The 24,267-nt window shown below is 63.6% G+C and carries 22 protein-coding genes and 2 tRNA genes; 15 read left to right on the plus strand and 9 right to left on the minus strand.

Going from position 1 to position 24,267, the window contains the following annotated elements:
* Nucleotides 1-46: 46 nt before the first annotated feature.
* From EPD82_RS09630 to EPD82_RS09640, 3 genes are all read right to left on the minus strand, one after another.
* Nucleotides 47-5,884 (minus strand): glycosyltransferase, encoded by a 5,838-nt coding sequence (locus EPD82_RS09630; protein ID WP_082438437.1) that lies wholly within the window; start codon nt 5,882-5,884, stop codon nt 47-49.
* Nucleotides 5,885-6,047: 163 nt separating this feature from the next.
* The gene (locus EPD82_RS09635; RefSeq protein WP_055424012.1) at nt 6,048-6,398 is read right to left on the minus strand and encodes a nucleotidyltransferase domain-containing protein; all 351 of its coding nucleotides are present in this window, start codon (nt 6,396-6,398) and stop codon (nt 6,048-6,050) included.
* Nucleotides 6,395-6,811, minus strand: coding sequence for a nucleotidyltransferase substrate binding protein (locus EPD82_RS09640; protein WP_055424011.1), 417 nt, complete (start codon nt 6,809-6,811; stop codon nt 6,395-6,397). The genes EPD82_RS09635 and EPD82_RS09640 overlap by 4 nt, the downstream gene beginning before the upstream one ends.
* A 65-nt stretch (nt 6,812-6,876) precedes the next feature.
* Between EPD82_RS09640 and xth the strand changes: the two genes are divergently transcribed.
* Entirely contained in the window at nt 6,877-7,683 is an 807-nt protein-coding gene (gene xth, locus EPD82_RS09645) for an exodeoxyribonuclease III (RefSeq protein WP_055424010.1), read from the plus strand.
* A gap of 86 nt (nt 7,684-7,769) precedes the next feature.
* On the opposite strand, the gene EPD82_RS09650 is transcribed toward xth, so the two are convergent.
* From EPD82_RS09650 to EPD82_RS09660, 3 genes are all read right to left on the minus strand, one after another.
* Nucleotides 7,770-7,845 (minus strand) — tRNA-Thr (locus EPD82_RS09650).
* 89 nt (nt 7,846-7,934) lie between these two features.
* Nucleotides 7,935-8,135: a DUF2905 domain-containing protein gene (locus EPD82_RS09655; protein WP_055424009.1), complete on the minus strand. Its 201-nt coding sequence runs from the start codon at nt 8,133-8,135 to the stop codon at nt 7,935-7,937.
* Nucleotides 8,136-8,161: 26 nt separating this feature from the next.
* Nucleotides 8,162-8,252: transfer RNA gene (locus EPD82_RS09660), tRNA-Ser, on the minus strand.
* Between the two features lie 84 nt (nt 8,253-8,336).
* On the opposite strand from EPD82_RS09660, the gene EPD82_RS09665 reads away from it, so the two are divergent.
* The 9 genes from EPD82_RS09665 (at nt 8,337) to EPD82_RS09705 (ending at nt 15,814) form a co-directional block, all read left to right on the plus strand.
* On the plus strand, nt 8,337-8,951 hold the full coding sequence (locus EPD82_RS09665) for a cob(I)yrinic acid a,c-diamide adenosyltransferase (protein ID WP_072247968.1): 615 nt from the start codon (nt 8,337-8,339) through the stop codon (nt 8,949-8,951).
* Nucleotides 8,952-9,005: 54 nt separating this feature from the next.
* Nucleotides 9,006-10,496 carry a flagellin N-terminal helical domain-containing protein gene (locus tag EPD82_RS09670; RefSeq protein ID WP_141056538.1) on the plus strand — a complete coding sequence of 497 codons (1,491 nt, stop codon included), beginning with the start codon at nt 9,006-9,008 and terminating at the stop codon, nt 10,494-10,496.
* 74 nt (nt 10,497-10,570) lie between these two features.
* Nucleotides 10,571-10,987 (plus strand): flagellar protein FlaG, encoded by a 417-nt coding sequence (locus EPD82_RS09675; protein WP_055424007.1) that lies wholly within the window; start codon nt 10,571-10,573, stop codon nt 10,985-10,987.
* A 15-nt stretch (nt 10,988-11,002) separates the two neighbouring features.
* Nucleotides 11,003-12,376 carry a flagellar filament capping protein FliD gene (gene fliD, locus EPD82_RS09680; protein WP_055424006.1) on the plus strand — a complete coding sequence of 458 codons (1,374 nt, stop codon included), beginning with the start codon at nt 11,003-11,005 and terminating at the stop codon, nt 12,374-12,376.
* 17 nt (nt 12,377-12,393) lie between these two features.
* Nucleotides 12,394-12,804 carry a flagellar export chaperone FliS gene (gene fliS, locus EPD82_RS09685; protein ID WP_055424005.1) on the plus strand — a complete coding sequence of 137 codons (411 nt, stop codon included), beginning with the start codon at nt 12,394-12,396 and terminating at the stop codon, nt 12,802-12,804.
* A gap of 4 nt (nt 12,805-12,808) precedes the next feature.
* A complete protein-coding gene (locus EPD82_RS09690) occupies nt 12,809-13,102 on the plus strand; it encodes a hypothetical protein (RefSeq protein WP_055424004.1) in 294 nt (97 codons plus the stop codon).
* A gap of 74 nt (nt 13,103-13,176) precedes the next feature.
* Complete coding sequence (gene fliK / locus EPD82_RS09695) at nt 13,177-14,676, plus strand: flagellar hook-length control protein FliK (RefSeq protein WP_055424003.1); 1,500 nt, start codon at nt 13,177-13,179, stop codon at nt 14,674-14,676.
* Nucleotides 14,654-14,992, plus strand: a complete 339-nt coding sequence (locus tag EPD82_RS09700; protein ID WP_055424002.1) for an EscU/YscU/HrcU family type III secretion system export apparatus switch protein — start codon at nt 14,654-14,656, stop codon at nt 14,990-14,992. Before fliK ends, EPD82_RS09700 begins: the two co-directional genes overlap by 23 nt.
* Nucleotides 14,993-15,022: 30 nt before the next feature.
* The gene (locus EPD82_RS09705; RefSeq protein ID WP_055424001.1) at nt 15,023-15,814 is read left to right on the plus strand and encodes a flagellar brake protein; all 792 of its coding nucleotides are present in this window, start codon (nt 15,023-15,025) and stop codon (nt 15,812-15,814) included.
* Between the two features lies 1 nt (nt 15,815).
* Here the strand turns inward: EPD82_RS09705 and fliE are convergent, their stop codons facing one another.
* Genes fliE through EPD82_RS09720 form a run of 3 tightly spaced genes read right to left on the minus strand, consistent with a single transcriptional unit; the run spans nt 15,816 to nt 18,690 of the window.
* Nucleotides 15,816-16,142 carry a flagellar hook-basal body complex protein FliE gene (fliE, locus tag EPD82_RS09710; protein ID WP_055424000.1) on the minus strand — a complete coding sequence of 109 codons (327 nt, stop codon included), beginning with the start codon at nt 16,140-16,142 and terminating at the stop codon, nt 15,816-15,818.
* A 38-nt stretch (nt 16,143-16,180) separates the two neighbouring features.
* On the minus strand, nt 16,181-17,566 hold the full coding sequence (locus EPD82_RS09715; RefSeq protein ID WP_055423999.1) for a sigma-54-dependent transcriptional regulator: 1,386 nt from the start codon (nt 17,564-17,566) through the stop codon (nt 16,181-16,183).
* A complete protein-coding gene (locus tag EPD82_RS09720; RefSeq protein WP_055423998.1) occupies nt 17,563-18,690 on the minus strand; it encodes a sensor histidine kinase in 1,128 nt (375 codons plus the stop codon). Before EPD82_RS09720 ends, EPD82_RS09715 begins: the two co-directional genes overlap by 4 nt.
* 135 nt (nt 18,691-18,825) lie before the next feature.
* Between EPD82_RS09720 and fliF the strand changes: the two genes are divergently transcribed.
* From fliF to fliJ, 5 genes are read left to right on the plus strand one after another with little or no spacing between them, the layout of a single operon-like run.
* Complete coding sequence (gene fliF / locus EPD82_RS09725; protein WP_141056539.1) at nt 18,826-20,526, plus strand: flagellar basal-body MS-ring/collar protein FliF; 1,701 nt, start codon at nt 18,826-18,828, stop codon at nt 20,524-20,526.
* Between the two features lies 1 nt (nt 20,527).
* The gene (gene fliG, locus EPD82_RS09730; RefSeq protein ID WP_055423996.1) at nt 20,528-21,526 is read left to right on the plus strand and encodes a flagellar motor switch protein FliG; all 999 of its coding nucleotides are present in this window, start codon (nt 20,528-20,530) and stop codon (nt 21,524-21,526) included.
* A 17-nt stretch (nt 21,527-21,543) separates the two neighbouring features.
* Nucleotides 21,544-22,350 carry a flagellar assembly protein FliH gene (locus tag EPD82_RS09735; RefSeq protein WP_055423995.1) on the plus strand — a complete coding sequence of 269 codons (807 nt, stop codon included), beginning with the start codon at nt 21,544-21,546 and terminating at the stop codon, nt 22,348-22,350.
* Nucleotides 22,347-23,747 (plus strand): flagellar protein export ATPase FliI, encoded by a 1,401-nt coding sequence (gene fliI, locus EPD82_RS09740; protein ID WP_141056540.1) that lies wholly within the window; start codon nt 22,347-22,349, stop codon nt 23,745-23,747. The genes EPD82_RS09735 and fliI overlap by 4 nt, the downstream gene beginning before the upstream one ends.
* 11 nt (nt 23,748-23,758) lie before the next feature.
* Entirely contained in the window at nt 23,759-24,220 is a 462-nt protein-coding gene (fliJ, locus tag EPD82_RS09745; protein WP_055423994.1) for a flagellar export protein FliJ, read from the plus strand.
* The last annotated feature ends 47 nt before the right edge of the window (nt 24,221-24,267 follow it).

Below are 24,267 nucleotides of genomic sequence, written 5' to 3' on the forward strand. Positions count from 1 at the left end.
CCCTATCCCCTGGGGCATGCTGCGCCCCAGACCCATGGGCAACTCATCACCCCCCGAACCGATACGCCTCGATCCACTCGCCGAGGTGATCCTCCAGCATCCAGCCCTCGCGCACCCACCGCTGCAGCGCCTCGCCCTCCTTCTGCGCCTCGTCCAGGTCGTGGATGCGGGCGCGGATCGCCTCGAGCCAGGCCTCCGGCCGATTTGGCACCCGCGTCACCGGCGCGCCGCGATAGGGCAGCACGTCCGAGCACACCACTGGCCAGCCAAGGATGCCGTACTCCAGCAGGCGCAGGTTCGACTTGCACTCGTTGAAGCGATTCACCTCCAGCGGCGCCACCGCCAGGTCCAGGTCGAGGCTCGCGAGTTTGGCCGGATACTGCTCGAACGGCACGAAGGGGTGGAACTCCTTCACGAAGGGGCGCAGCTCCTCCGGGCACATGCCGAAGAAGACCCAGTCGCACTCCTCGCTCGTCGCCTCCACCACCTCGCGGATCAGGGCCAGATCCCCGGCGTGCTGCATCGCCCCGGCCCAGCCCACGCGCGGCTTGGGCCCTACCCTCCGCTCGGATTTCAACCCATTCCACACCCATCCCGGCAGATAGTTCGGAATCAGGCGCACCTCGCGGGCATACTTCTCGATCGCCGAGCGGATCGGCTCAGTCGTCACCACCACCCGGTCGGCGGTGCGCACCACCCGCTTCATCTCGCCCGGCGTGTTGCGGTGCTCATAGACCTCGCTCTGGCGCGGAATCTCGCTGATGAGATCGTCCAGATGCAACAGGAAAGGAATTCTGGCGACCTCCTGCACCTGGCGCACCGTCTCCAGATGGTCGCTCAACTCCAGAAAGGCGCTCGCGGTGAAGACGTCCGGCTTCGCCCGCTCCACCTCCACCAGCAAGGGAATGCGCGTCTGCCGCACCCCCGGCGCATGGATGAAACTGCGCTCCGCCGCCCTAGCCTGCCACAACCCCTCCAGCGGCTGCTTGATGCGGTACTCGATCACCCCGCTCAGCTGCTCCCAGCCCAACACCCGCACCTTCTCCGAAGGCAAGCGCGGATCCCAATTCACCACGATCTCCGACTCCACCCGGTAATCGCGGTGCGTCAGGCTCAAGTGCCGGTTATAGGCCGGATCGCGCGCGAGCTGCGGCAGCCACTTGCGCAACATCGCCTCCTGCTCCTTGCCAAAGCGCTGCTGCGCCTTGCGCGCCTTGGCAGGCTCCGCCGCCTCCTGCTGCTGGCTCACGCTGCCGTGATGCACCAGCACCACGAAGGGCGTCCACAGAATCTTGTAGCCGCGCTCGCGCACCTTTAGACACAGATCCACGTCGTTGTAGGAGACGCGAAACGCCTGCTCGTCCAGCCCCTTCACCTCCTCCCACACCGACTTGCGGATCAAGAGACACGCCGCCGTCACGGCCGAGAGATCCTGATCCACCAAGGCACGGTTCATGTACCCGCCATCGGTCAGTCCCAATAGCCCCATATAAGGAAAATCCGCGATACCGCCCAATCCCAATAGCATTCCAACGTGCTGCACCGTCTGCGGGTGCGGGAACATCAGCTTCACTCCCACGATGCCCACGTCCGGCCGCTGGCCATAGGCCACCATGCGCTCCAGCCAATGCTCCTGCAGCACCGCGGTGTCGTTGTTGAGCAAGAGCAGATACTCACCGCTCGCCTCGCGCGCGGCCAGATTGCACATCGCCGAGAAATTGAACGGTTTGGGATAGGGCAACACCCGCACCCCCTCCGCTTTCAGGCGCTCCAGATAGGCGAGCGCCTCCGGCTGCGTGCTGCCGTTATCCACCACCAGAATCTCATGGTCAGGATAGGCCGTCTTCGCCCGGATGCTCTCGACGCAGGACTGCAGATAATCCGCCTGGTCTTTGGTGGGAATGATGATCGACACGCGCGGCTGCCGCGGCCAGTGATACACCACACGCCAGGTGCCCGGTACGTAACCCTCCGCCACCTCCGCCTCCAGCCCCCGGCGCGCCAGATGCGCCGCGAGCGCCTGCTGGTGCGCCGGCTCGTCCACCGCCTCTTCGCGCCCCGCCGGCACCGAATAGAGCACCTCGTCCACGTGCCCGATCGCCTCCTCGCCAAACGCATCGAGCACGCGCAGCGCCAGATCGTAGCGCCACGCCGACGCACCCTCCCCCAGTCCGCCCACCGCCGCAAACGCCTCGCGCTCCACCCATAGGCACGGGCCCAGATACGGCATCGAGCGCAGCAGATCGAGGTTGACGTCCGGCCGGAAGAGCGGATCGCGCCGCGCCCCGTCCGCCTCCACCGTGTCCGAGTCGCCATACATCAAGCGCCACTGCGGAAACGCCAGCGCATGGCGCACAAGCTGCTCCACCGCATCGCCAGACAGCCGCACCCCTGGCGCAAGCACCGACACCCAACCCGACTCCGCCGCCAGCTCCTCCGCGATCGCCGCCTCCAACCCCTCCGCCGACTCCACCTCACGCCAGCGCAGCATCGGCAACTCCGTCCACATCGCATCCGGCGCTGGCGTATCCGCCACCACCACCAGCCGCCACAAGGGCGCCGACTGCACGCCCAGGCTGTCGAGCGTATCGGCCAGTAGCGGCAGCTCGGACGCCGGGCAAGGCACGACGAAGGTGACGGTGGGGCTGTCGGCGGGAAGGGGATCGTCGGGGTGGAAGGGGGGGTGGTGGCGTTGCAGATACACACGGTAAGGGTCTATCTGCCGCACTTCAAGAGCTTGCTCACCCTCCACGAAACTTTGCAACATCCGCTCCCTACCCTGCCGGATTTCCAGATTACCCATATCATCGTATCGGGAATAAAGCAAACGATACGTGTCAAGGAATTTGGGGCGTTCGCGGCGCAATACATTGTCAGGATCAAGACGCTGGTGAACCTCAACGGTAACCACCGGAATATGAACCAGATCAAACGATCTGGAACAGCGAAGAAGAAAATCCCAATCCTCGAAAGTATCGAGAGATTCATCAAAAAAACCCACTTCATCAATCACATGTTTCCAATGACCCCAGGTATTGATAGGAATATAATTGCAAACATGGAGGCGCTCTTTGGAATAAAAAGACTCGCCATGGGGATCCGTCCGATCCACTTCATGAGGCTGACCACGTCCATAGGATTCAATGACATATACAGCCTTGGTATAAACAAATTTTGCCTCTGGAGCACGAAGGAGTTCATCCACAACTCTTTCAACATGTTCCGGCAAAAAAACGTCATCATCATCAAGATAGCATATAATGTCGCCTCTGGCAACGCGCAGAGCAACATTTCGCGCCCCGGCGTGTTTTCTGTTTTGTCCATAACGGATATAGACAATATTCAAATCTTCCGAAAAGAAATTGACAATCTCAGAAACTTCCTTTCCGGCATCGTTGACAACAACAATTTCTATGTTTTTATATGTTTGCTCTTTTACACTTCTAATTGCGCGAATCAACAGATCAGGGCGATTATAAGTCGGAACAATTACAGAAACCAGCAAGTCATCTTTTCTGCCAAAAACAGCTTCAGCAATTTTTTGAAGATATTTATTATCAGTATGTTTTTTCAATGCAATCTTTAATTTTTCAATATTTGCTTTTTTTGAATTGGCAAGAATAATATTTGCTTTTTCTATTTCGCTTGACGAATATATTTCTGGGTGATGAAAAACTATGTGCGCCCAAACTTCATCAAGGCTCGCAAGCGTACCTGATACCATGGTATTGGGTCGGTTGCGATACAAGAACAGAGGCTTTCGCAGATGAAATGATCTAAACCCAAGTTTTGCCGCCGCCACCCAGAAATTCCAATCCTCACCCCCAAGATACATTGCAGGAGAATAACCACCAACTTTTTCCCACACTTCTCTCCGGTAAAGAGAACAGTAGTCATGCACATTGACTAATTTGAGAATATCAAGTCGAGATTCACCTTTGACGTGAATGTGGCTCGCATCACCAAAATTCTGTTCATCGGTATAAATGGTAGAAAATTCCGGGTTATTATCCAGTATTGCGACTGTTTCTTTCAAAAAATTTGGATCAAGCTTATCATCCGCATCAAGAGGGAGTATATATCGACCACGGGCAGCCTCAATTCCAAAATTTCGGGCACCAGCCAAACCTTTATTTTCTTGTTCAAGAAGGCGAATTCTCCCATTTGGATCCTTTTTCATAAGATTGCGTGCAACGTCAGACGTATCGTCAGGACTGCCGTCATTGACAATAATACACTCCCAGTTTTCGAATGTTTGGGCAAGAACGCTTGATACGGATTCTTCAAGAAAATAGGCTTGATCGTAGCAGGGAATAATTACAGAAACGATGGGCGAACTATTTTTTAATACCCCGCAGCATAAAGGCTCTTCGAATAAATAAGATAAACCTCGATAAATATATAAATAAGAACAGTAATCAATAAAAAAATCTTTTTTAATCGCAATTAAATCATTACCAGCAAAAATAAGTTTATAATCATGAGAAAGAAATTTTTCAATAAATTCTTTTTCAGCATTGGACAAACATTGATGTTCAAATTGAATAATTTTTGGTTTATGGTTATTTTTAATTACTATCAAATCAATAATTTCAGCATCCATTCCCTCTGCATCTATTAATAATATATCTGGACCAACTCCGTAAGTCATTGACTTAGATTTTTCAAAATTTATTTGCCTTACTTTAATTTTTTCAACGCATTTCCATATTTTATTTTTTAAATCTTCATTTATTGTAAATCCTCCAAGCGCATTTTTATCATTATATAAAGAAGAAATCCCTAAAACCCAATCTGGCAACTTATACTCATATATTTTATATGGATTAATTGCATTAAATTCAACAAATCCATTACTGGATCCAAAAACAAAATTAATAAATATTGCATTTTTATTTTTAGCATAATTCCTTTTCAATTTTTCAAATAAATAAGGATTTGCTTCAAAAAGAACTGTTTTCGGATCTTTGTTAACTAAAACAGGACGTAATTGGTCAACAAAAATTCCATCCGCCGAACCAATTTGCCAAATAATACCATCAGGATTAGCATCAATAAAATATATAGATATTTTTTCAAAATCAAAAATATTAACATTACTAACTTTAAAATCGCTTTTCACTTGATCCCATTTGTATTTTTTATTTTTTATTTTTTCATTTATGTAAATTTCATATTCCTTCCCTCTTTTTGGAGATATTTTTTTTATAAGAGCTTTTGCCTCAAAAAAATCTTCATTTATTAATGCATTTTCAATTTTATTTATTAATTCATTTTCCCCTAGCCAAGACCCACCCCACCAATGAATACCATAAGAATTTCTCAGGTTATTTATTATTAACTTAGCGGACGTTTCATTATAATGAAACGGATAAAAACTTTTAGCATCAAGTCTTTTATTTCTATATTCCTTCAAATGCTTTCCAAATAACCAAGGCCCGGTTCCAATATTTGGAGGAATTTCATTTAATTTACCTTTATTATTTTTTATATCATCAATTATCTCCAAGAAAATTGGATGCTTAATTTTTGCTGCTATCATCCCTATGCTACAGTAATCATTACTTTCATCTTCATTACAAACAACAATATCATCATCACAAGAAAAGAAATCAAACCAATGCCAAGGCATAAAATCACAGTCTAAGTAAACCCCACCAAAACGATATAATATTTCATATCTCGCAACATCAGATTTCCTGGCATAGCCTTTTGCTAATTTTATGATTTCTGATGTAAGATATAATTCACCAATGTCATTATCAGTCCATGTCCTAAACTCACAATCTGGATATTGTCTCTGCCATGCCTCCCACCACATATCGTATTCTTCAGGTTTCTTGTTTTCACCGAACCAAATTCTATGAAAAATTTTAGGGATCATTTTTTCACCAAATCAGGAAAAATTTATTTTACATAAAAAAATATGGCTTAAAAATAACACCCGGCGAGGATCACGCACTTCATTCCCCCTCCCCAACGCCGCATCCGGCGCTTGTGTCAGAGGCATTGTAACCAAATCTCTTGGGTTCGAGCATGCGGCTGCGCTAGCCTCCGTCGCAGCCCGGCGTCCGATCCTGCCTCTCCCGCTCGTAGAACACCTTGCCCACACGCTCGATGTGCTCGCGCAGACCGGGATGATCGATCAGGTCGAAGAGGCACAGATCGACCTGATAAGGGATGGGCGATTCATCCAGTTGTCCCGCGATGCGGCCGAGCGTATCGAGGTCGAGCTTGGGGCCGAACAAGGCCAGATCGATGTCCGCCCCCGGTCGGTACGTTCCCTTGGCGCGCGAGCCGAAGATCACCGCTTTCTCCACTTCGGGAACTTCGGCCAGGATGCGCCGGATGGTGTCGATCGTGCGCTGCGGCAAGCCGAAATCCGGCGACGCGCTCACGATCCCCTCGCCAGGCGCGCCAGATGGTCGCGCAGTTCCAGAAAAGCGGCGTGGTAGCGTTCGACGACCGCCGAGACGATCGCTTCGGCCACCGATTCGTTGTAGGTATGGCTGGACAGGTTGCGCTTTTCGATCATGTCCATCCACACGTCGCCATCGCGCACCAATCCGCGCTTGAAGGCTTCCCGCACTGTGCTTCGCGAACCAACGAGCCCTTGGATCCCCTCCATTTCCAGATAATCTTTCAGCACGTTCCAGGCGAGTTCATGGGTGAATTCGAATCCTTGGATCAATCCTTGCTTTTCGAGGTCGGTGAGCGGTCGCGTCTCGGACAAGCGAACGGCCGCGCTCAGCTGATTCAGCGCCCGCTGAAAATTCTCGAACCGCCGTTTCCAGCGAACATCATCGACCATGATCTAGTCCCCTCTCGTGCCGGCAAGCGCTTTCATCATAGCAGTGCGGCGGTACAATCCCGCCCATGAAACTCGCCACCTGGAACGTCAACTCCATCGCCGCCCGGCTGCCGCACCTGCAGCGCTGGATCGCCGCCGCCCGGCCCGACGTGCTCGCGCTGCAGGAGCTCAAGTGCCCGGCGGAGAAATTTCCCGCGCAAGCGATTGCCGAACTCGGCTACGCGTCCGCGGTGCACGGGCAGAAAACCTACAACGGCGTGGCGCTGCTGGTGCGCGAGGGGTTGCCGTGGCGCGAGGTGGTGCGCGGCGTTCCCGAGTTCGACGACGAGCAGGCGCGCCTCATCGTGGCCGAGATCGACGAACCCGGCAGCGAGGCGCCGCTTTGGGTCGCGAGCGCCTATTTCCCCAACGGCCAGGCGGTGGGCAGCGACAAGTTCGCCTACAAGCTCGCCTGGATCGAGGCGCTCGCCCGCTGGATCGAACGGGAGCGGCTCACGGAGCGCCCTTTCGTGCTGATGGGCGACTTCAACATCGCCCCGGCGCCCGAAGACACCCACCCCGACTGGCCGCAGGACGGCATCCTCGCTTCGCCCCCCGAGCGCGCCGCCTTTGCCCGGCTCCTCTCGCTCGGGCTCGTCGACGCCTTCCGCCGCTTTCCCCAGCCGCCGCAGTCGTACTCCTGGTGGGACTACCGCCAAGGAGCATTCCGGCGCAACCTGGGCTTGCGCATCGACCACATCCTCGTCTCACCCGCTGTGCTGCCGCGGCTGCGCGCCTGCACGATCGACGTCGAGCCCCGGCGATGGGAACGCCCCTCGGATCACGCCCCGGTGGTGCTGGAGCTCGCTCCGATGGAGGAGTCGGGCAAGTAAGCCTCGGATGGCAGCGCTTGGTTCTCGATCTACAACGAGAACGTGCGCGTTTCAGCGGGATGAAAAAAGCACCTGAGCGGTGCCTTTGGTGCCGTTGAGAGGACTCGAACCTCCGACCTACTGATTACGAATCAGTTGCTCTACCAGCTGAGCTACAACGGCGTGGTGCGCGGCCTTGCGGCCTGGAAGAAATGGAATTCTATCCTCTCCCCGCCCGAAAATCAAGTTCGCGCCGGTCGAGCGCCTGGGCGCTACTTGCGCCACAGCCAGAAAAGCAGCGAGAGCAGCACCGAGACGAGGATGCTCGTGGTGAGGGGAAAGTAGAAGGTGAAGTTTTCGCGCTCGATGACGATGTCGCCGGGCAGGCGGCCGAAGGGAAAGCGCGACAGCCACGGCCAGAGCAGGGCCGCGAGCAGGAAGAGGATGCCGAGCAGGAAGAAGAATCGTTGCATCCCGGCCTCCCGGAGCGCGGGCAAACTGGCGGAGAGGGCGGGATTCGAACCCGCGTCAGGGTATTCCCCTGAACACGCTTTCCAGGCGTGCGATTTAAACCGCTCATCCACCTCTCCGGCAAGCGCGGTATTATACCCAGGTCCGGCACGAAACGCCAGGCCCCAGCCTGGCGGGCCGCTCTCTCGACGAAGGAGTCACCCATGGGACACCGCCTCTCCAAGATCACCACCCGCACGGGCGACGACGGCACCACCGGCCTCGGGGACGGCTCGCGCGTGGCCAAGAGCAGCCGGCGCATCGAAGCGCTGGGCGAAGTAGACGAATTGAACGCCGTGCTCGGGCTGCTCGCGAGCGAAACCGCCGATGAAGACCTGCGCGCGGTGCTCGCCGAGATCCAGCACGCCCTGTTCGACCTGGGCGGGGAACTGTGCCTGCCCGGCGCGGCCGTGCTCGGCGAGGCGCAGGTGGCGCGCCTCGAAGCGCTCGTCGAAGCCTACAACGCCGACCTTCCCCCGCTCAAGGAATTCATCCTGCCCGGCGGCTGCCGCGCGGCTGCGCTGGCGCACCTCGCCCGCACCGTCTGCCGCCGGGCCGAGCGCTCGGTGGTGGCGCTCGCGCAGGAAGAACCCCTGCACGCCGCCCCGCGGCGCTACCTCAACCGCCTCTCCGACCTCCTCTTCGTGCTCGCCCGCGTCTATAACCGCCGCGCTGGCGTGCCCGACGAACTGTGGCGGCGTGAGGGCAAAACGCCCAAGCCCCCGCGCGCGGGCGCCATGCCCCCCAACGGGAAAAATTCCTCAAGTCCCGCCGCATGATGCCGTAAACACTCCTACCAAACCCGGCAATCCACTCACGCAAGGAGAACCATCATGGCATCCGTCATCAACACCAACATCGCCTCGCTCAACGCGCAGAGGAACCTTCTGAAGAGCCAGAACGACATGCAGACCGCCATGCAGCGGCTCTCGTCGGGCCTGCGCATCAACTCGGCCAAGGACGACGCGGCGGGCCTGGCGATTTCCGACCGCATGACGGCGCAGATCAACGGCCTCAACCAAGCCACGCGCAACGCCAACGACGCCATGTCGATCGCCCAGGTGGCCGAAGGCGCACTGGGCGAAATCACCAACGCGCTGCAGCGCATCCGCGTGCTCGCGGTGCAGTCGGCCAACGATACCAACACTGCCACCGACCGCGCCTCGCTGCAGAAGGAGGTCAACCAGCTGCAGCAGGAAATCACGCGACTCGCCACCCAAACTTCGTTCAACGGCAAGAACCTGCTCGATGGCTCTTTCACCGGCCAGCAGTTCCAAGTAGGGGCTTACACCAACCAAACCATCGGTTTCTCCATCGGAGACTCTCGGGCCGCATCAATCGGCACCTACCAAATTTCGACCACCGGCTCCGCAGGGATCGAAGCCGCGGTTGCGGCCTCAGCCGGATATCCCACAGCGAACAACATGTCCGCTCAGGACATTACCATCCAAGGCCCGCGCGGCGAAGCCAGGCTCTCCTCGGCAACCACCATCACCGATGGCGTGACGGCCAAACAAATCGCTGATGCGGTCAATAGTCAAAGCGAGAAAACGGGCGTAACCGCCACCGCACGCACAACCGTTACGATGAGCTCCTTGGCTTCCGCAGGAACGGTCAGCTTTACTCTGCATGGAGCTAACGACAAAACCGCGCAGGTCACAGCCGACATCACCGACCCCAATGATTTGTCTGCACTGGCCAATGCGATCAACCAGACGACCGGCACCACCGGCGTATCCGCCTCCTTTGATAAAGAAACGGGCAAATTGACGCTGGTTCAGGCTGAAGGGTACGATATCGGGATCGAAGGGTTCAACAATAGCGCCGGGAGCAGCACGATCTCGGTCGCCGGAAGTGAGGGTAATGCGGTCCTTTTGACGAGCGGAGGAGCTAATAGCACCCGCGTCGGTGGCGAAGTCACCTTCAATTCGTCCGGACCTTTCAGTGTCAGCGTCTCCGTGGCAGGAGATTTGTTCGATACAGCTGGCACGGCTAACTACGGGGAGCTTAAATCGGTTGCGGACATCGACATCGGTACGCAGCAAGGCGCCAACGACGCGCTCAAGATCGTCGATGGGGCGCTGGCCTACGTCGATGACCTGCGCGCGGACCTCGGGGCGATCCAGAACCGCTTCAGCTCGGTGGTCTCGAGCAACTCGGTGACGAGCGAGAACGTGGCCGCCGCCCGGTCGCGGGTGCTGGATGCGGACTTCGCCGCCGAAACGGCGAACCTCTCCCGGGCGCAGATCCTGCAGCAGGCGGGCACGGCGATGCTGGCGCAGGCGAACGCCTCGACGCAGAACGTGCTGACGCTCCTGCGCTGATCGGGGCTTGACACGGGCGGCGCAGGGTCTACGATGATCCTGACGCCGCCCGCTTTGCTTTGAGGGGAATTGTCATGAACGTCCCGATTTCTTCCGTGTCGTTACCGCAAGGCGCGGCGAGCGCGGTGCTCACCGAGCCGCCGCGCGCGCCGGCGCCTTCTGCTGCCGCGGCGGACACGGCACCCTCCCCAACGGCCACACCGCGCGCGACCGAGGCCGCTGCGGCAACGGCGGCAGGTGCCGCGGCTTCTTCGGCGCCGGTCGACCGCGACACGTTGCAGGGCGCGGTCGAGCGGGTGCAGCAGGCGGTGCAGACGCTCTCCAGCGCCGGCATCCAGTTCACCCTCGACCAGGATTTCGAGCGCATGGTGGTGCAGGTGATCGATACCTCCACCAAGGAAGTGATCCGGCAGATTCCGCCCAAGGAGATGCTGGAGATCGCCCAGGCGCTCGACAAGCTCCAGGGCCTGCTCGTCCACCAGAAAGCCTGATTCGAGGAGCGCACCATGGCCACCATCACTTCTTCCGGCATCGGTTCGGGGCTGGACATCAACGGCATCATCGACAAGCTGATGGCGGTGGAGCGCAAGCCGATCGATGCGCTCGAGCAGCGCAAGAGCACGGTGCAGACGCAGATTTCGGCCTTCGGGCAGGTGAAGTCGGCGCTCTCCACCCTGCAGTCGGCCGTCAAGCGGCTGGACGACCCGAGCGTGCGCTACGCCACTACCGCCAGCGTGAGCGAAGGGGCCGGCTTCACCGCCAGCGCGAGCGCCGGGGCGAGCACCGGCACCTACGAGATCGGCGTGCAGCAGCTCGCCCAGGCGCAGCGCGTGGCCACCAGCGCCACGCAGCCTTTCACTCCCGGCGCGGGCAGGCTCACCATCAGCGCCGGCGGGCAGAGCGTGGAGGTCGATTTTTCCGGCGGCGGCTCGCTCGCAGACCTGCGCAACGCCATCAACGACCAGGCCGGTTCGCTGGTGAGCGCGAGCATCGTCGACAACGGCACGGCCCAGCAGCTCGTCCTCACCAGCCGGCAGACCGGCACGGGGCAAGCGTTCTCGCTCACGGGAACGGGCGAGCTCGCAGGGCTGACGTTCGATCCGACCAACCCCTTGACCGAACCGGGAAATTCCGTCTATCAGGTGCAGGCGGCGCAGGATGCCAAGCTCAAGTTCAACGGCCTCGAGGTCACCCGCTCCTCGAACACGATCGAGGACCTGATCCCGGGGGTGACGCTCAGCCTGCAGTCGGCCACGCCAGGGCAGACGTCCACGCTCAGCGTGCAGCGCGACGATTCGGCGCTCACCCAGGCGATGCAGGAGTTCGTGGATGCCTACAATGCGGTGAACAACACCCTCTACACCCTCACCTACTACGACCCGGAGAGCAAGACCGCCGGGCCGCTCTCCGGTGACTCGGCCCTGCGCACCATCCAGAGCCAGCTGCGCAACACGCTCAATTCGCTCGGCGGCAGCGGGGGCTTGCGCAGCTTCACCGACCTGGGGCTGAGCTTCGACGACAAAGGCGCGCTCTCGTTCGACGCGGCCACCTTCGCGCAGGCGCTGCGCGACCAGCCGCAGGCGGTGAACCAGATGCTGGTGGGCACCGACACCCAGCCGGGGCTGGCGAGCCGGCTCGATACGCTGCTGACCGCCGACCTGCAGACAGGGGGGCTGCTCGAGACGCGCGTGCAGGGGCTCAACGCCAAGGTGAGCCTCATCGACCAGCAAAAAGAACGGCTGGAAGCGCAGCTCGAGCGCATCCAGCAGAACTACCAGCGCCAGTTCAGCGCCATGGACAGCATCGTGGGGCAGTACACCAGCCTGGGCAGCTACCTGCAACAGCAGTTCGACGCCCTGCTGGCGAGTACGAAGAATTGATGCCGAGGAGAGAAGGCATGTTCAACCGGATGCGAGGCGCCAACGCCTATTCGCAAGTCAGCCTGGAGACCGCCGTGCAAAGCGCCGATCCGCACCAGCTCATCCTGATGCTCTACGACGGTGCGCTGATGGCGCTCGCGCAGGCCGTGGTCGCCATGGAGCAAAAAGACATCCCCAAGCGCGCTCAGTCCATCAGCCGGGCCATCGCCATCATCCATGACGGGCTGCACGCCTCGCTGGACGTGGAGAGCGGCGGCGAGCTGGGCGAGCGCCTCGCCGCCCTGTACGACTACATGGTGGAGCGCCTGACGCAGGCGAACGCCACCAACAACGCCGCGGCGGTGCAGGAGGTGAGCGGGCTGCTGCGCACCCTACGTGAGGCCTGGGCCGAGATGCCGCGCCAGCAGGCCGCGGCCACGGCGGGGTGAACCGATGACGACGCTTGCCGAAGAGGCGCCGTGGGCGGAGCTCGCGCGCGGCTGCGCGGCGTTTGCCGCGGCCGCCGAGGCGAACGACTGGGGGCGCGCGGCGGCGATCATGGGAGAACTCTCGCGGCTCGCCGAGGCCGACCGCGCCTGGTGCGCGGCGCACGATCCGGCTTCGCCCGAGCGGCGGGCAGCGATCGCGGCGGCGCGCACGGCGCTGGAGGCGGCCGGCGCACACCTGCTGCCGGCGCATGCGAGCCTGGCGAAGCTCCTGCGCGCCTGGGGCGCGCCGCCGGGCTGAGGCGCAACCGTCATGAGGAGCCCGCAGCGCCGTCGCGTGCAACGAGCGCGCCGTAGGGCGTTCGAGGCGGCCTCATGATCCCGCCCGACGTCGTCGCCCGCCTGCGCATGATGGTGGAGGCGGATCTGCTGCGCCCCGAGCCGCAGGTGGGGGGCGTCGAGCGCATCCGCCCCATCCCCGAGCGCCTGCCGGAGGTGCTGCCGGGGCAGGTGCTGCGCGCCACCATCCAGCGGCCGCTGCCCGACGGCACTTTCCAGGCGCTGGTGGGGGGGCGCGACATGACGCTCGCGCTCGATCGGCCGGTGAAGAGCGGCGACACGCTGGAGCTGGTGGTCGAGCGGCAGGTGGGCGGTACGATCTACGCCCGCCTGAACGAGGGCGCGGCCGCAGCGGCGACGGGCGCAGGCGCGGCCTCCGTGCGCACCCAGCTCTCGCCCACCGGCGAATTGCTGCGCCAGGTGCTGACCCAGCCGGCGCCGGAGCGCCTGCCTTTACCCGCGGGCAGTGCGCAGGCGGCGCCGCTGCTGCCCGCGGCGCCGCGCTCCGAAGCCGACGTCCCGCAGCTGGCGGCGGCCTTGCAAGGAACGCTGCAGCGCTCGGGCCTCTTCTACGAATCGCATCTGGCACAGTGGGCACAGGGACGCTATCCCCTGGAGGCGCTGCGCGCCGAGCCGCAGAACGTGCCGACGGAGGGAAATCTGGCGGGCGCGCCGCTTCCGCCAAGCGCCCCCGCAGCCGGGCAGACGGCCCCTTCTGCCGCCTTCCCGGCCGAAGGCGCTCCGGCACCCCCGCTGCAGGAGGGCGAGACCTCGTCCGCCGCTACGCAAAGCGCCGCGCTGCGGGCAGCGCCCTCGCGCCCGGAGGGGCTCGAAACACCGACCGCCGCCGGAACGGCGCAGCAGGCGGAGGGGGCGCGCCTTGCCGCGGCGGCGTCGATCCCGGCAGGTGCCCAGGAGCCGGCAGCCGGCACGCCCGCGGCGGCGCTTCTTCCCCCCGCCCTCTTGGCGGCGCTCGCGCAGCAGGCGCCGGTGGCGCTCACCTCCTCCGGCGCCGAGCGCCTGCTCGCCACCTTCTTCGCCGGGGCGATGCCGGCGTCAGCGGACACCGAGCCGAGTCGATCCGGGTTTGCCGCCGCGGCCTTGGCCGACGAGACGACGCCCGCCGGCACGCAGATTCCCGCGCGGCTCGTGCCGATCGTGCAGCACCAGCTCGATGCCCTGGCGACGCAGCAGCTCCACGTGCAGTTTGCTCCCTGGCCGGGGTGGACGGTGTTCTGGGACCTGGAAGCGCCGCAGGAGCGCGAGGCGCGCTCGTCGCCGGACGAGGGCGAGGCGCCGATCTGGCGCTCGCGCCTGCGCTTGAGCCTGCCGGCGCTGGGCGAAGTGGAGGCGGAGCTGCAATGGCAGGCGGGGACGTTGGCGGTGCGCGTCTCCTCCCCTTCCGAGGACACCTCGGCCCTGCTGCGCGCCGCGGCGCCGGCGCTGGCCGCAAGAATGGAAGCGGACGGCATTCGTCTGACGAGGCTCGACGTGACCCGCGGGGAAAACGGCGATGGACGCAGCACCGGAGGATGAGCTTCCCCCTTCGCCCTCCCGGCGCGCCGCGGTGGCGCTGCGCTACGAGGCAGGAGAACCCGCCCCGAAGGTGGTGGCCAAGGGGAAGGGCGTGCTCGCCGAGCAGATCCTGGCGCGGGCGCGCGAGGCCGGCGTGTATGTGCATGAGTCGCCCGAGCTCCTCGCGCTGCTGATGCAGCTCGATCTGGACGAGCGCATTCCGCCGCAACTGTACGTGGCGGTGGCGGAGCTCCTTGCCTGGGTCTACCGTCTGGAGCAGGCCAAGCGCGGCGGCCCGCCGCCGGGGCCGTTCACGCCGGCACGAAACGTGCTATAAAGCCCCGTATCCGCGTCCTTCGCCGTCATCATGTCCCTCGCCCCCGACCGTTTCGAGCTCTACGATCCGGAACGCTATCCCGACTACGTGCTGCGCATGCCGCGCGAGATCGCCGTGCTCTTGCGTTCGCTGGCCGCGCGGCGCACGCCGATCGCCGTCTTCGGCGGCGGACGCTATCTTTTCCCCTCCATGGTGCTGCAGGTGACCGAGGAGCATTTTTTCCTCGACCCGTGCGGCGACGAGCGGCTCAACGCCCTGGCGCTGGAGCGCGGCGTGGTCTGCCAAGGGAAACTGGAGGGAATCACGCTGCAGTTTGCCGCCGAACGGCTGCAGCGGGTGGAACATCAGGGCGTGCTCGCCCTGGCGGCTCCTCTGCCCCGTACCATGCTTCGCCTGCAGCGGCGGGAATTTTTCCGTCTGAAGCCGCCCACGCCCACCTGGTGGTGCGAGCTGCCGCGCTCGGCCATCGTTCCCCTTTCGCCCCAAGAGGCGGAGCACGCCAAGCTGAAATTGCGCATCCTCGATCTGAGCGTGGGTGGCGTTTCCCTGCTTTTTCCGCCGGACGTGCCCACTCCAGCGCACGGCACGCAGTTGGCCAGCGCGCGCTTGATCCTGCCGCCGATGGATTCGCTGGAAACCGCGATGGAAGTGCGCAACGTCCTGCCGCTCGATATTCCCGGTCCGGCAAAGGCCATTCCCATGCGGGTGGGTTTTCGCTTCGTCGGCATACCCATGGCGGTAGCGAACCGTCTCTATCGCTACCTCTTCGAGCTGCAGCGGGAACAGCTGGCCGCGCGAAAAGCGGGGCTGGGGGTGGAGTGAGTCACACCGGCATGTTCATGATGTCCTGGTAGGCGCTCACCAGGCGGTTGCGTACTTGCACCATCTGGTTGAAGGCGAGCGACGCCTTTTCGAGGTCGATCATGACGTTTTGCAGGTCGACGCTGGGGTCGCCCGCGCTGAAGCGGTTGGCCTGCTCCTGCGCCTGGCCCTGCGCCTGGCTCACGTCCTTGAGGGCGGAGTCGAGCACGGAGGCGAAATCGACCTGACCGGCTTCCTGCGGCGCTTCGGCGGCCGCAGGCTTGCCTTGCGCGAGCGCCTGGGCGCGCTGCATCTCGGCGAGCAGTTGGTTGATGCCGTTGGTGTCCATGGTCGTGCCTCCTGTCCTTCACCGGCCCTTCGTTCATTCTAGCATTGTTCGTCGCCCGGAATGGCGTAGCCTTCGGCGCGGTAGCGCTGCAGCTTGTAGCGCAGCGTGCGCTCGGAGATGCCGAGCCGCTCGACCGCGCGCTTGCGCGAGCCGCCCACTTCGCGCAGCACGCGCAGGATGTGCTCGCGTTCGCGCTCGCGCACCGTCTGGGCGCTGCCCTCCCCTTCTGCTGCCGTCGGGGCAGGAGTTGCCGCAGTGCCTGCCGGTTCCGGTGGTGCAGCGGCGGGCGACGGCGCACGCAGCGGCAGGCAGGCGGCAAGCGCCGCGTCGTCGATCACGCTGCCGGGGGCGAGGATGAGGGCGCGCTGCAAGGTGTTCTCCAGTTCGCGGACGTTGCCGGGCCAGCCGTATTGAAGCAAGATCCGTGCCGCTTCGTCGGTGAGCGTGGCGCCGTTCTTGCCGAAGCGCGCGCCGTGCACGGCGAGAAAGCGCTGCGCGAGCGGCAGGATGTCGCCGGGGCGTTCGCGCAGCGGCGAAATGCGCAAGGGGAAGACGGCGAGGCGGTAGTAGAGGTCCTGGCGAAAGCGCCCGGCGGCGACTTCCGCGGGCAGGTCGCGGTTGGTGGTGGCGAGGATGCGCACGTCGAGGGGAATCGGTTTGCGGCCGCCGAGGCGCTCGACTTCCTTTTCCTGCAGCACGCGCAGGAGCTTGGCCTGCAGCGCGAGCGGCATCTCGGAGATTTCGTCGAGCAGCAGCGTGCCGTGCTGCGCCTGCTCGAACTTGCCGGGCTGGGCGGTGCTCGCGCCGGTGAAGGCGCCTTTCTCGTGGCCGAAGAGGGTGGCTTCGAGCAGGTGCTCGGGGATGGCGGCGCAGTTGATGGCCACGAACGGCCCGTCGTGCCGCGGGGAGTGGCGGTGAATGAATCGGGCATAGACTTCCTTGCCTACGCCCGATTCGCCTTCGAGGAGCACCGTGGCGTCGGTCTGGGCCACGCGTTCGGCCAGTTGCAGCAGCTGGCGGCTGGCGGGGTCGGCGGCGACGAGTTCGTCGTCGCCTCCCGGCTGGGCGTACTTGCGCACGAGGGAGAGCAGCGCCGCCGGCTCGAAGGGCTTGAGGAGGAATTCGCAGGCGCCGCCGCGCATGGCGGCCACGGCGCTGGCGACGTCGCCATAGGCGGTCATGAGGGCGACCGGCAGCTGCGGCAGGCGCCGGCGCACCGCTTCGAGCACTTCGAGCCCATTCATGGGGGACATTTTGAGGTCGGTGAGCACCATGGCCACCGGCTCGCGCTCGAGGGCGGCGAGCGCCTCGGGGCCGGAACCGACGGCGATCGGCCGGTAGCCGCCCACTTCCAGGGTGAGCGCGACGGCGTCGCGCAGGTTCGCGTCGTCCTCGACGATGAGGATCGGCAGCGGTTCGCTCATGCGTCTGGCTCCATTGGCGGTGGGGAAAGCGGCAACGAGAGCACGAAGCGGCTGCCCTCGCCGGGGCGGGAGTAGGCTTCGATGTCGCCGCCGTGCGCGCGGGCCACGCCGCGGGCGATCGCCAGCCCCAGGCCCGTGCCTTCGCTGCGGGTGGTGAAGAACGGCTCGAAGATGCGCTCGAGCTTGTCGGCGGGGATGCCGGGGCCCTCGTCGCTCACGCCAAGACGCGCGCGCGCTCCTTCACGTTCCCCTTCGAGGCGTACCGTGCCGCCTTCGGGGATGGCCTGCAGGGCGTTTTCCAGCAGATTGGTGAGGGCGCCGGCGAGCGCCTTGGCGTCCCCCTGGACCCAGGCGCCGGCGAGCGGTTCGAGCCGCCCTTCGAGCCGGGCGCGTTTGGCCGCGGCGAGCGGTTCGAGTGCGTGCAGCGCGTCGCGGGCGAGCGTCTCCAGCGCCACCGGACCGCGCGCCCCGCCTTCGCCGCGGGCAAAGAGCAGCATGTCGCCGATGAGCCGTTCGAGGTGACGCAGCCGCTCCTGCGCCCGCTCGGCGAGCTGGGCGCGGCGCTCGGGCGGCAGTTCGCCGGCGGCGAGGTTGCCGACGTAGAGCATGGAGGCGGCAAGCGGCGTGCGCAGCTGGTGCGCGAGCGCCGCCACCATCTCGCCCATGGCGGCGAGCCGCAGGTTGCGCTCCATCGCCTGGCGCAGGCGGTGCGCTTCGGTGACGTCGTGCAGCAGCAGCAGCCGCCCGCCGTGGGCGGCGAGATCGGCCCAGGAAAGATTGAGCCGGCGGGCCGTGCCCCCGGGCATGGGTAACTCCACTTCCTGCGGCGTGTCGGTCGGCCGGAGCGTGGCGGCGAGCTCTGCCCACGCGCGCCCTTCCGGCTCGAGGCCGGGCCACAGCGCCTTGGCCGCCCGGTTCGCCTGCACGACGCGGTCTTGGGCATCGAGCACCAGCACGCCGGCCGGCAGCGCCTGCAGCAGCACTTCGAGGCGCTCGGAGAGCATCTGGGCGCGCGCCTGCAGCGCCTCGTAGGAGCGCGTGAGCGCGTCGGAGGCGCGGGCGAACTGTTCGAAGGCGCGCGCGAGCTGTTCGGGCGTGAGCGAGGCGGCGGAATCGGCGGTCATGGTTTTCCTACTATACGACAAAGCGGCGGCGGCAGGAATTGCCGGCGATTTTTGCCGTTATTTCCACGACGGCTTGCCGCCCGAGGCGCGATAATGCAGCCTGAGACCGTTGCCCTCGCGGCAGGAGACGACATCATGGCCGAGGCCGACACGACGCTGACCGCCCAAGCCCCCGCGGCAACCCGCCTGCCGCCGGCGCTGGCGAACCTGCTCGAGCGCGTCAAGGCGCTTTCCCTGCAGCAGAAACTTGCCGCCGGCGCGGCGCTCGCGCTGGCGATCGCCCTCATCGTGGGGCTATTGCTGTGGTCCAAGCCCGCCGACTACGCCGTGCTCTTCTCCAATCTGGACGAGCGCGACGGCGGGGCGATCGTCACCACCCTGCAGCAGATGAACGTGCCGTATCGTTTTTCCGACAACGGCAGCGCCATCCTGGTGCCCTCTTCCCAGGTGCACGACCTGCGCCTGCGGCTGGCGGCGCAGGGGCTGCCGCGCGGCGGCAACGTCGGTTTCGAGCTGATGGACAATCAGAAACTGGGCATCACCCAGTTCGCCGAGCAGATCAACTACCAGCGCGCGGTGGAAGGAGAGCTCGCGCGCACTATCCAGAACATCGGCGCGGTGTCGGCCGCGCGCGTGCATCTGGCCATTCCCAAGAAAACGGGTTTTCTGCGCGACAAGGAAAAGCCCTCGGCTTCCGTGATGGTCACGCTGCGTCCGGGCCGGGTGCTGGATGAAGCGCAGATTGCCGGCATCGTGCATCTGGTGAGTTCGAGCGTGCCAGAGCTCACGCCCGATCGCGTCACGGTGGTGGATCAGTCGGGCAATCTCCTGACCCGCTCGCCCGACCAGAACAAGGGGGATCTGGACGCCAAGCAGCTCGCCTTCATCCAGGAGCTGGAATCGGCCTACGTACGGCGCGTCGAATCCATCCTCGAACCCATCGTCGGGGCGGGTAACTTCAAGGCGCAGGTGGCCGTCGAGGTCGATTTCAACCAGACGGAACTCACCAGCGAATCCTACCGTCCCAATCCGGCGCCGGATCAGGCGATCCGCAGCCAGCACATCGAGGAGCGCTACGGCGGCGACCAGGCGCCGCAGGGCGTGCCGGGCGCGCTCACCAACCAGCCACCGGTGCCCGCCACTGCGCCCATCACCACGCCGGAAGTCGGCCAAGGCGGTACCGGTACGGCGACGGCGGCGCCCACGGGCAAGCGCGAACGCACGGCGACCATCAACTATGAGCTCGACCGCACCATCCAGCACACGAAAAAGGCGCTCGGCGACGTGCGCCGCCTCACCGTGGCCGTGGTCATCAACCAGAAGACCGAGACCACGCGCGAAGGCGTCAAGACCATCCCTTCGGACGAAGAGCTCGCCCAGCTGGAGAAATTGGTGCAGAATGCAGTGGGGCTCAACCCGACGCGCGGCGACAGCATCACCGTCTCCGGGGCGCTCTTCGCCGGCAAGGTGGAAGAAATTCCTCCGCCCTGGTGGAAACGCCTGTGGAGCGATCCGGTCATGGTCGAGATCGTGCGCGAGGTGCTGCGCTACCTGCTGCTGGCCGTGGCCTTGGTGATCGTCTATTTCGGCGTGATCCGGCCGCTGGTGCGCACGGTCGCCACCAAGGCCGAAACGCCGGCGCCCGGCGCTCCCACCGCGGTGCCGCCGGCCGGCGCGGAGGAAGAAGAGGAAGGCGCGATCGTGCAGCTGGGCACGGTCAGGCCCGGCGATCCGTTCGAGCGCAAGGTGGCCGAGCTGCGGCGCATCGCCCAGAACAATCCCAAGCTGCTCGCCAACATGATCAAAGAGTGGCTCGGTACCGCGGAGAGACGCTGAGATGAGTGAAGATGCCGTCGAACGCGCCGCCTTGCTGCTGCTCACCCTGGGGCCGGCCGAGGCCGCCGAGGTGCTCAAGAACCTCGGTCCCAAGGAAGTGCAGAAACTGGGCACCGTCATGGCCGCGCTGCCGGCCAAACCGCGCGAGGAAGTAGAACCGGTGCTGGACGAGGCCATCGAATACGTGCAGCGCGGCGCTCCGATCGAACCCGATCCGGAGCAGATCCGCGAGATGCTCACCCAGGCGCTGGGCGACGACAAGGCAAGCCACATCATCGCCCGCATCATGCAGGGCTCGGACACCGCCGCGATCGAGAGCCTGAAGTGGCTCGATCCGGCCACCGCCGCCGATCTCATCAAGAACGAGCACCCGCAGATCATCGCCACTATCCTGGTGCACCTGGAATTCGACCAGGCGGCGGAGATCCTCAAGCACTTCCCGGAGCGGCTGCGCAACGAGGTGATCCTGCGCATCGCCACCCTCGAAGGCGTGCAGCCGCTGGCGCTCAAGGAGCTCAACGAGGCGCTGGGCAACCTGCTCGCCAACGCTGCCTCCAGCACCAAAAGCAAGGCCATGGGCGGGGTGCGACACGTGGCCGAGATCCTCAACTTCGCCGGCGCACAGCTCGAGAACGAGGTCATCGAGGCCGTGCGCGAATACGATCCCGACCTGGCGCAGAAGATTCTTGACGAGATGTTCGTCTTCGAGAACCTCATCGACATGGACGATCGCAGCCTGCAGACGGTGCTGCGCGAGGTGCAGAACGACCAGCTGGTCATCGCCCTCAAGGGAGCCTCCCAGCAGCTGCGCGAGAAAGTCTTCAAGAACATGTCCCAGCGCGCCGCCGAGATGCTGCGCGAGGATCTGGAAGCGAAAGGGCCGGTGCGCGTCTCCGAAGTGGAGGCGGCGCAGAAAGAGATTCTCAAGATCGTGCGCCGTCTGGCCGAAGAAGGGCAGATCGTCCTGCCCGGCAAGGGCGGCGAAGAGGGGTTCGTGTGAGCCGGAGCGCGCGCTGAATGCCGATCGACCGCCATCAGGCCACCGGCCTCTACCGTCCCTGGCAGCCGCCTTCCTTCGACGAGGCGGAAAACCGCCGCGACCAGCCACCAGCCGGCGCAGAAGCGGCGCGCCAAGGGGTGCAGCTGCCCACGGTCGAGGAACTCGAAGCCCTCTATGAGCAGAGCCGCCGCGAAGGATTCGCCGCCGGCCACGAGGAAGGATTTGCCGCCGGCCGCGCCGAAGGGCTTGCCCAGGGGCAGGAAGAAGGTCGGCGCCAGGGCCATCAGGAGGGCTACGCCAAGGGCGAGGCCGAAGGGCGAACCCAAGGGGAAGCCCGGGCTCGGGCGCAGTACGAAGCGCAATGGCAGCAGCGCCTGGCGCTGGCCGCCTCCCTGATCGAAGGGTTGGAACATCTGGCGGAACGCACGCGCGAGACACTCGCCGAGGAGATCGCCGCACTGGCCGTGGAAATCGCGCGACGCGTGCTGCAGGACGAGCTGCGCACCTCCCCCGAGCGCATCGTCTCCCTCGTGCGCCGCCTGCTCGAAGAAGACGGGGCGCCGCATCTCACGATCCGCCTCCACCCCGAAGATCTCCCTTTGGTCCGCGAAGCGCTCGAAGCGGAACTTGCCAAAGGCGGGCACCGGCTCGTTGCCGATGCCGCGATCGGGCGCGGCGGCTGCCTCGTCGAATCGGATTCCCACGTCGTCGATGCCACCGTGCCCACCCGCTGGCGCCGCCTCGTCGCCCGCCTCTGGCCCGAGAGCGCCAACTGGGAAGAAGAAACCGACGTGCCGGATGATGGCGGGGAAGGTACCCCATGAGTGAGGCCGAAACGCTCGTCCTCGACCCTTTGCACCGGCGCCTGCGCACCTGGCGCGAGGCGCTGCGCCGCACGCCGGTGCTCACCCCGGCCGGGCGGCTGGTGCGCATCAACGGGCTGGTGATGGAGGCCATGGGCCTCAAGCTGCCGCTGGGCGCGAGCTGCCGCATCGAAACGCCCACCGGCGGCACCGTGGAAGCGGAAGTGGTGGGTTTTCAGGGGGACAAGCTCTTTCTCATGCCCACCGAGGAGGTCTATGGCCTCGCGCCCGGGGCGCGGGTCCTGCCGCCCGAACCGCCGCCCATTGCGCTGCACGCCGACGAGGTCCCCGAAGCCCCTTCGCCCGACCGTGCCAAGCACCTCCCCGCAGGCGAAGCGTTGCTGGGGCGCGTGGTCGATGCGGCGGGCCGTCCGCTCGATGGCAAGGGGCCGCTTGCCGGCGCCGCGTTGCGTCCGCTCTTCGCCCCGCCGATCAATCCGCTCGCGCGCACGCCCATCGACACGCCGCTCGACGTCGGCATCCGCGCGATCAATGCGCTGCTCACCGTCGGCCGCGGTCAGCGGCTGGGGCTTTTCGCCGGCTCGGGGGTAGGGAAATCGGTGCTCATCGGCATGATGGCGCGCTTCACCGTGGCCGAGGTGATCGTCGTGGGGCTCATCGGCGAGCGCGGCCGGGAAGTGAAGGAATTCATCGAACAGAACCTCGGCCCCGACGGCTTGGCGCGGGCCGTGGTGGTGGCCGCGCCGGCCGACGTGAGCCCCCTGCTGCGGCTACAAGGGGCGGCTTACGCCACGGCGATCGCCGAGCAGTTTCGCGACGAGGGGCGCCACGTGCTCCTCATCATGGACTCCCTCACCCGCTACGCCATGGCCCAGCGCGAGATCGCGCTCGCCGTGGGCGAGCCGCCAGTGACCAAGGGTTATCCTCCCTCGGTGTTCGCCCGGCTACCCGCGCTCGTCGAACGGACCGGCAACGGCGCCGACGATCAGGGATCGATCACCGCCTTCTACACCGTGCTCACGGAAGGCGACGACCAGCAGGACCCGATCGCCGACGCCGCCCGCGCCATCCTCGACGGCCACTTCGTGCTCTCGCGCGCGCTCGCCGACAGCGGTCACTACCCCGCCATCGACATCGAACAATCCATCTCGCGCGTGATGCCGCAAGTGGTGAGCGAAGAGCACCTCGCACTCGCACGCCGCTTCAAGAAACTCTGGTCGCGCTACCAGCGCGCACGCGATCTCATCGCCGTGGGGGCCTACCAGCCCGGCGCCGACCCGGAACTCGACGAAGCGGTACGGCGCCAGCCGGCGATGGCCGCTTTCCTGCAGCAGGGCATGAACGAATCCGTGCCCTTTGCCGAGGCGCTCGACGGGCTGCGCCGCGTGCTCTCCTGAGCTTCGAGATCATGGCCGAGAACCGTTTTCGCCTGTTGAAAGAGCTGGTCCAGCGCGAGGAGGACGAGGCGGCCGAACGCATGGGCGCCTGCAGCCGACGCCAGCGCGAAGCGCAGGAAAAGCTCGCCCTGCTCGAACGTTTCCGCGACGAATACGAAGAAAGGCTGCGCCAGGCCCTGCGCGATGACGCCTCGCCCGAGCTGATCCTCAACCATCGCCGCTTCCTCGCCCGCCTCGACGACGCCCTGATCCTGCAGCGCGAGGAGCTTGCGCGCTGTGCGCAACGGCTGGAAGAGGCGCACCGCGCCTGGCAGGCCGTGCGCACGCGGCGACGCGCCTTCGAGGTGCTGGAAGCGCGCGCCGACGCCGAAGCGCTCGCCCAAGCCCAGCGACTGGCGCAGAAGATGCTGGACGAACATGCGTCCCAGAAACACCTCCGTCGCGCCCGTGAAGAAGGGGCTGACGAGCGCTGACCCTCAATCTGGCATCTTTATTGCTATCTGCAAGGTGACCATTCCTT

It is taken from the genome of Tepidiphilus succinatimandens, from assembly GCF_006503695.1.
Lineage (GTDB): Bacteria > Pseudomonadota > Gammaproteobacteria > Burkholderiales > Rhodocyclaceae > Tepidiphilus > Tepidiphilus succinatimandens.

Excerpts from the sequence above, each read along its gene's own strand:
- fliJ (WP_055423994.1), top strand. The coding sequence starts at position 23,759 with ATGGCCGAGAACCGTTTTCGCCTGTTGAAAGAGCTGGTCCAGCGCGAG.
- EPD82_RS09655 (WP_055424009.1), bottom strand. The coding sequence starts at position 8,135 with ATGCAACGATTCTTCTTCCTGCTCGGCATCCTCTTCCTGCTCGCGGCC.
- fliE (WP_055424000.1), bottom strand. The coding sequence starts at position 16,142 with ATGGACACCAACGGCATCAACCAACTGCTCGCCGAGATGCAGCGCGCC.
- EPD82_RS09700 (WP_055424002.1), top strand. The coding sequence starts at position 14,654 with ATGGACGCAGCACCGGAGGATGAGCTTCCCCCTTCGCCCTCCCGGCGC.
- EPD82_RS09735 (WP_055423995.1), top strand. The coding sequence starts at position 21,544 with ATGCCGATCGACCGCCATCAGGCCACCGGCCTCTACCGTCCCTGGCAG.
- EPD82_RS09705 (WP_055424001.1), top strand. The coding sequence starts at position 15,023 with ATGTCCCTCGCCCCCGACCGTTTCGAGCTCTACGATCCGGAACGCTAT.
- fliG (WP_055423996.1), top strand. The coding sequence starts at position 20,528 with ATGAGTGAAGATGCCGTCGAACGCGCCGCCTTGCTGCTGCTCACCCTG.
- fliK (WP_055424003.1), top strand. The coding sequence starts at position 13,177 with ATGATCCCGCCCGACGTCGTCGCCCGCCTGCGCATGATGGTGGAGGCG.
- EPD82_RS09670 (WP_141056538.1), top strand. The coding sequence starts at position 9,006 with ATGGCATCCGTCATCAACACCAACATCGCCTCGCTCAACGCGCAGAGG.
- xth (WP_055424010.1), top strand. The coding sequence starts at position 6,877 with ATGAAACTCGCCACCTGGAACGTCAACTCCATCGCCGCCCGGCTGCCG.
- fliI (WP_141056540.1), top strand. The coding sequence starts at position 22,347 with ATGAGTGAGGCCGAAACGCTCGTCCTCGACCCTTTGCACCGGCGCCTG.
- EPD82_RS09630 (WP_082438437.1), bottom strand. The coding sequence starts at position 5,884 with ATGATCCCTAAAATTTTTCATAGAATTTGGTTCGGTGAAAACAAGAAA.
- fliS (WP_055424005.1), top strand. The coding sequence starts at position 12,394 with ATGTTCAACCGGATGCGAGGCGCCAACGCCTATTCGCAAGTCAGCCTG.
- fliD (WP_055424006.1), top strand. The coding sequence starts at position 11,003 with ATGGCCACCATCACTTCTTCCGGCATCGGTTCGGGGCTGGACATCAAC.
- EPD82_RS09715 (WP_055423999.1), bottom strand. The coding sequence starts at position 17,566 with ATGAGCGAACCGCTGCCGATCCTCATCGTCGAGGACGACGCGAACCTG.
- EPD82_RS09720 (WP_055423998.1), bottom strand. The coding sequence starts at position 18,690 with ATGACCGCCGATTCCGCCGCCTCGCTCACGCCCGAACAGCTCGCGCGC.
- EPD82_RS09675 (WP_055424007.1), top strand. The coding sequence starts at position 10,571 with ATGAACGTCCCGATTTCTTCCGTGTCGTTACCGCAAGGCGCGGCGAGC.
- EPD82_RS09665 (WP_072247968.1), top strand. The coding sequence starts at position 8,337 with ATGGGACACCGCCTCTCCAAGATCACCACCCGCACGGGCGACGACGGC.
- EPD82_RS09690 (WP_055424004.1), top strand. The coding sequence starts at position 12,809 with ATGACGACGCTTGCCGAAGAGGCGCCGTGGGCGGAGCTCGCGCGCGGC.
- EPD82_RS09640 (WP_055424011.1), bottom strand. The coding sequence starts at position 6,811 with ATGGTCGATGATGTTCGCTGGAAACGGCGGTTCGAGAATTTTCAGCGG.
- fliF (WP_141056539.1), top strand. The coding sequence starts at position 18,826 with ATGGCCGAGGCCGACACGACGCTGACCGCCCAAGCCCCCGCGGCAACC.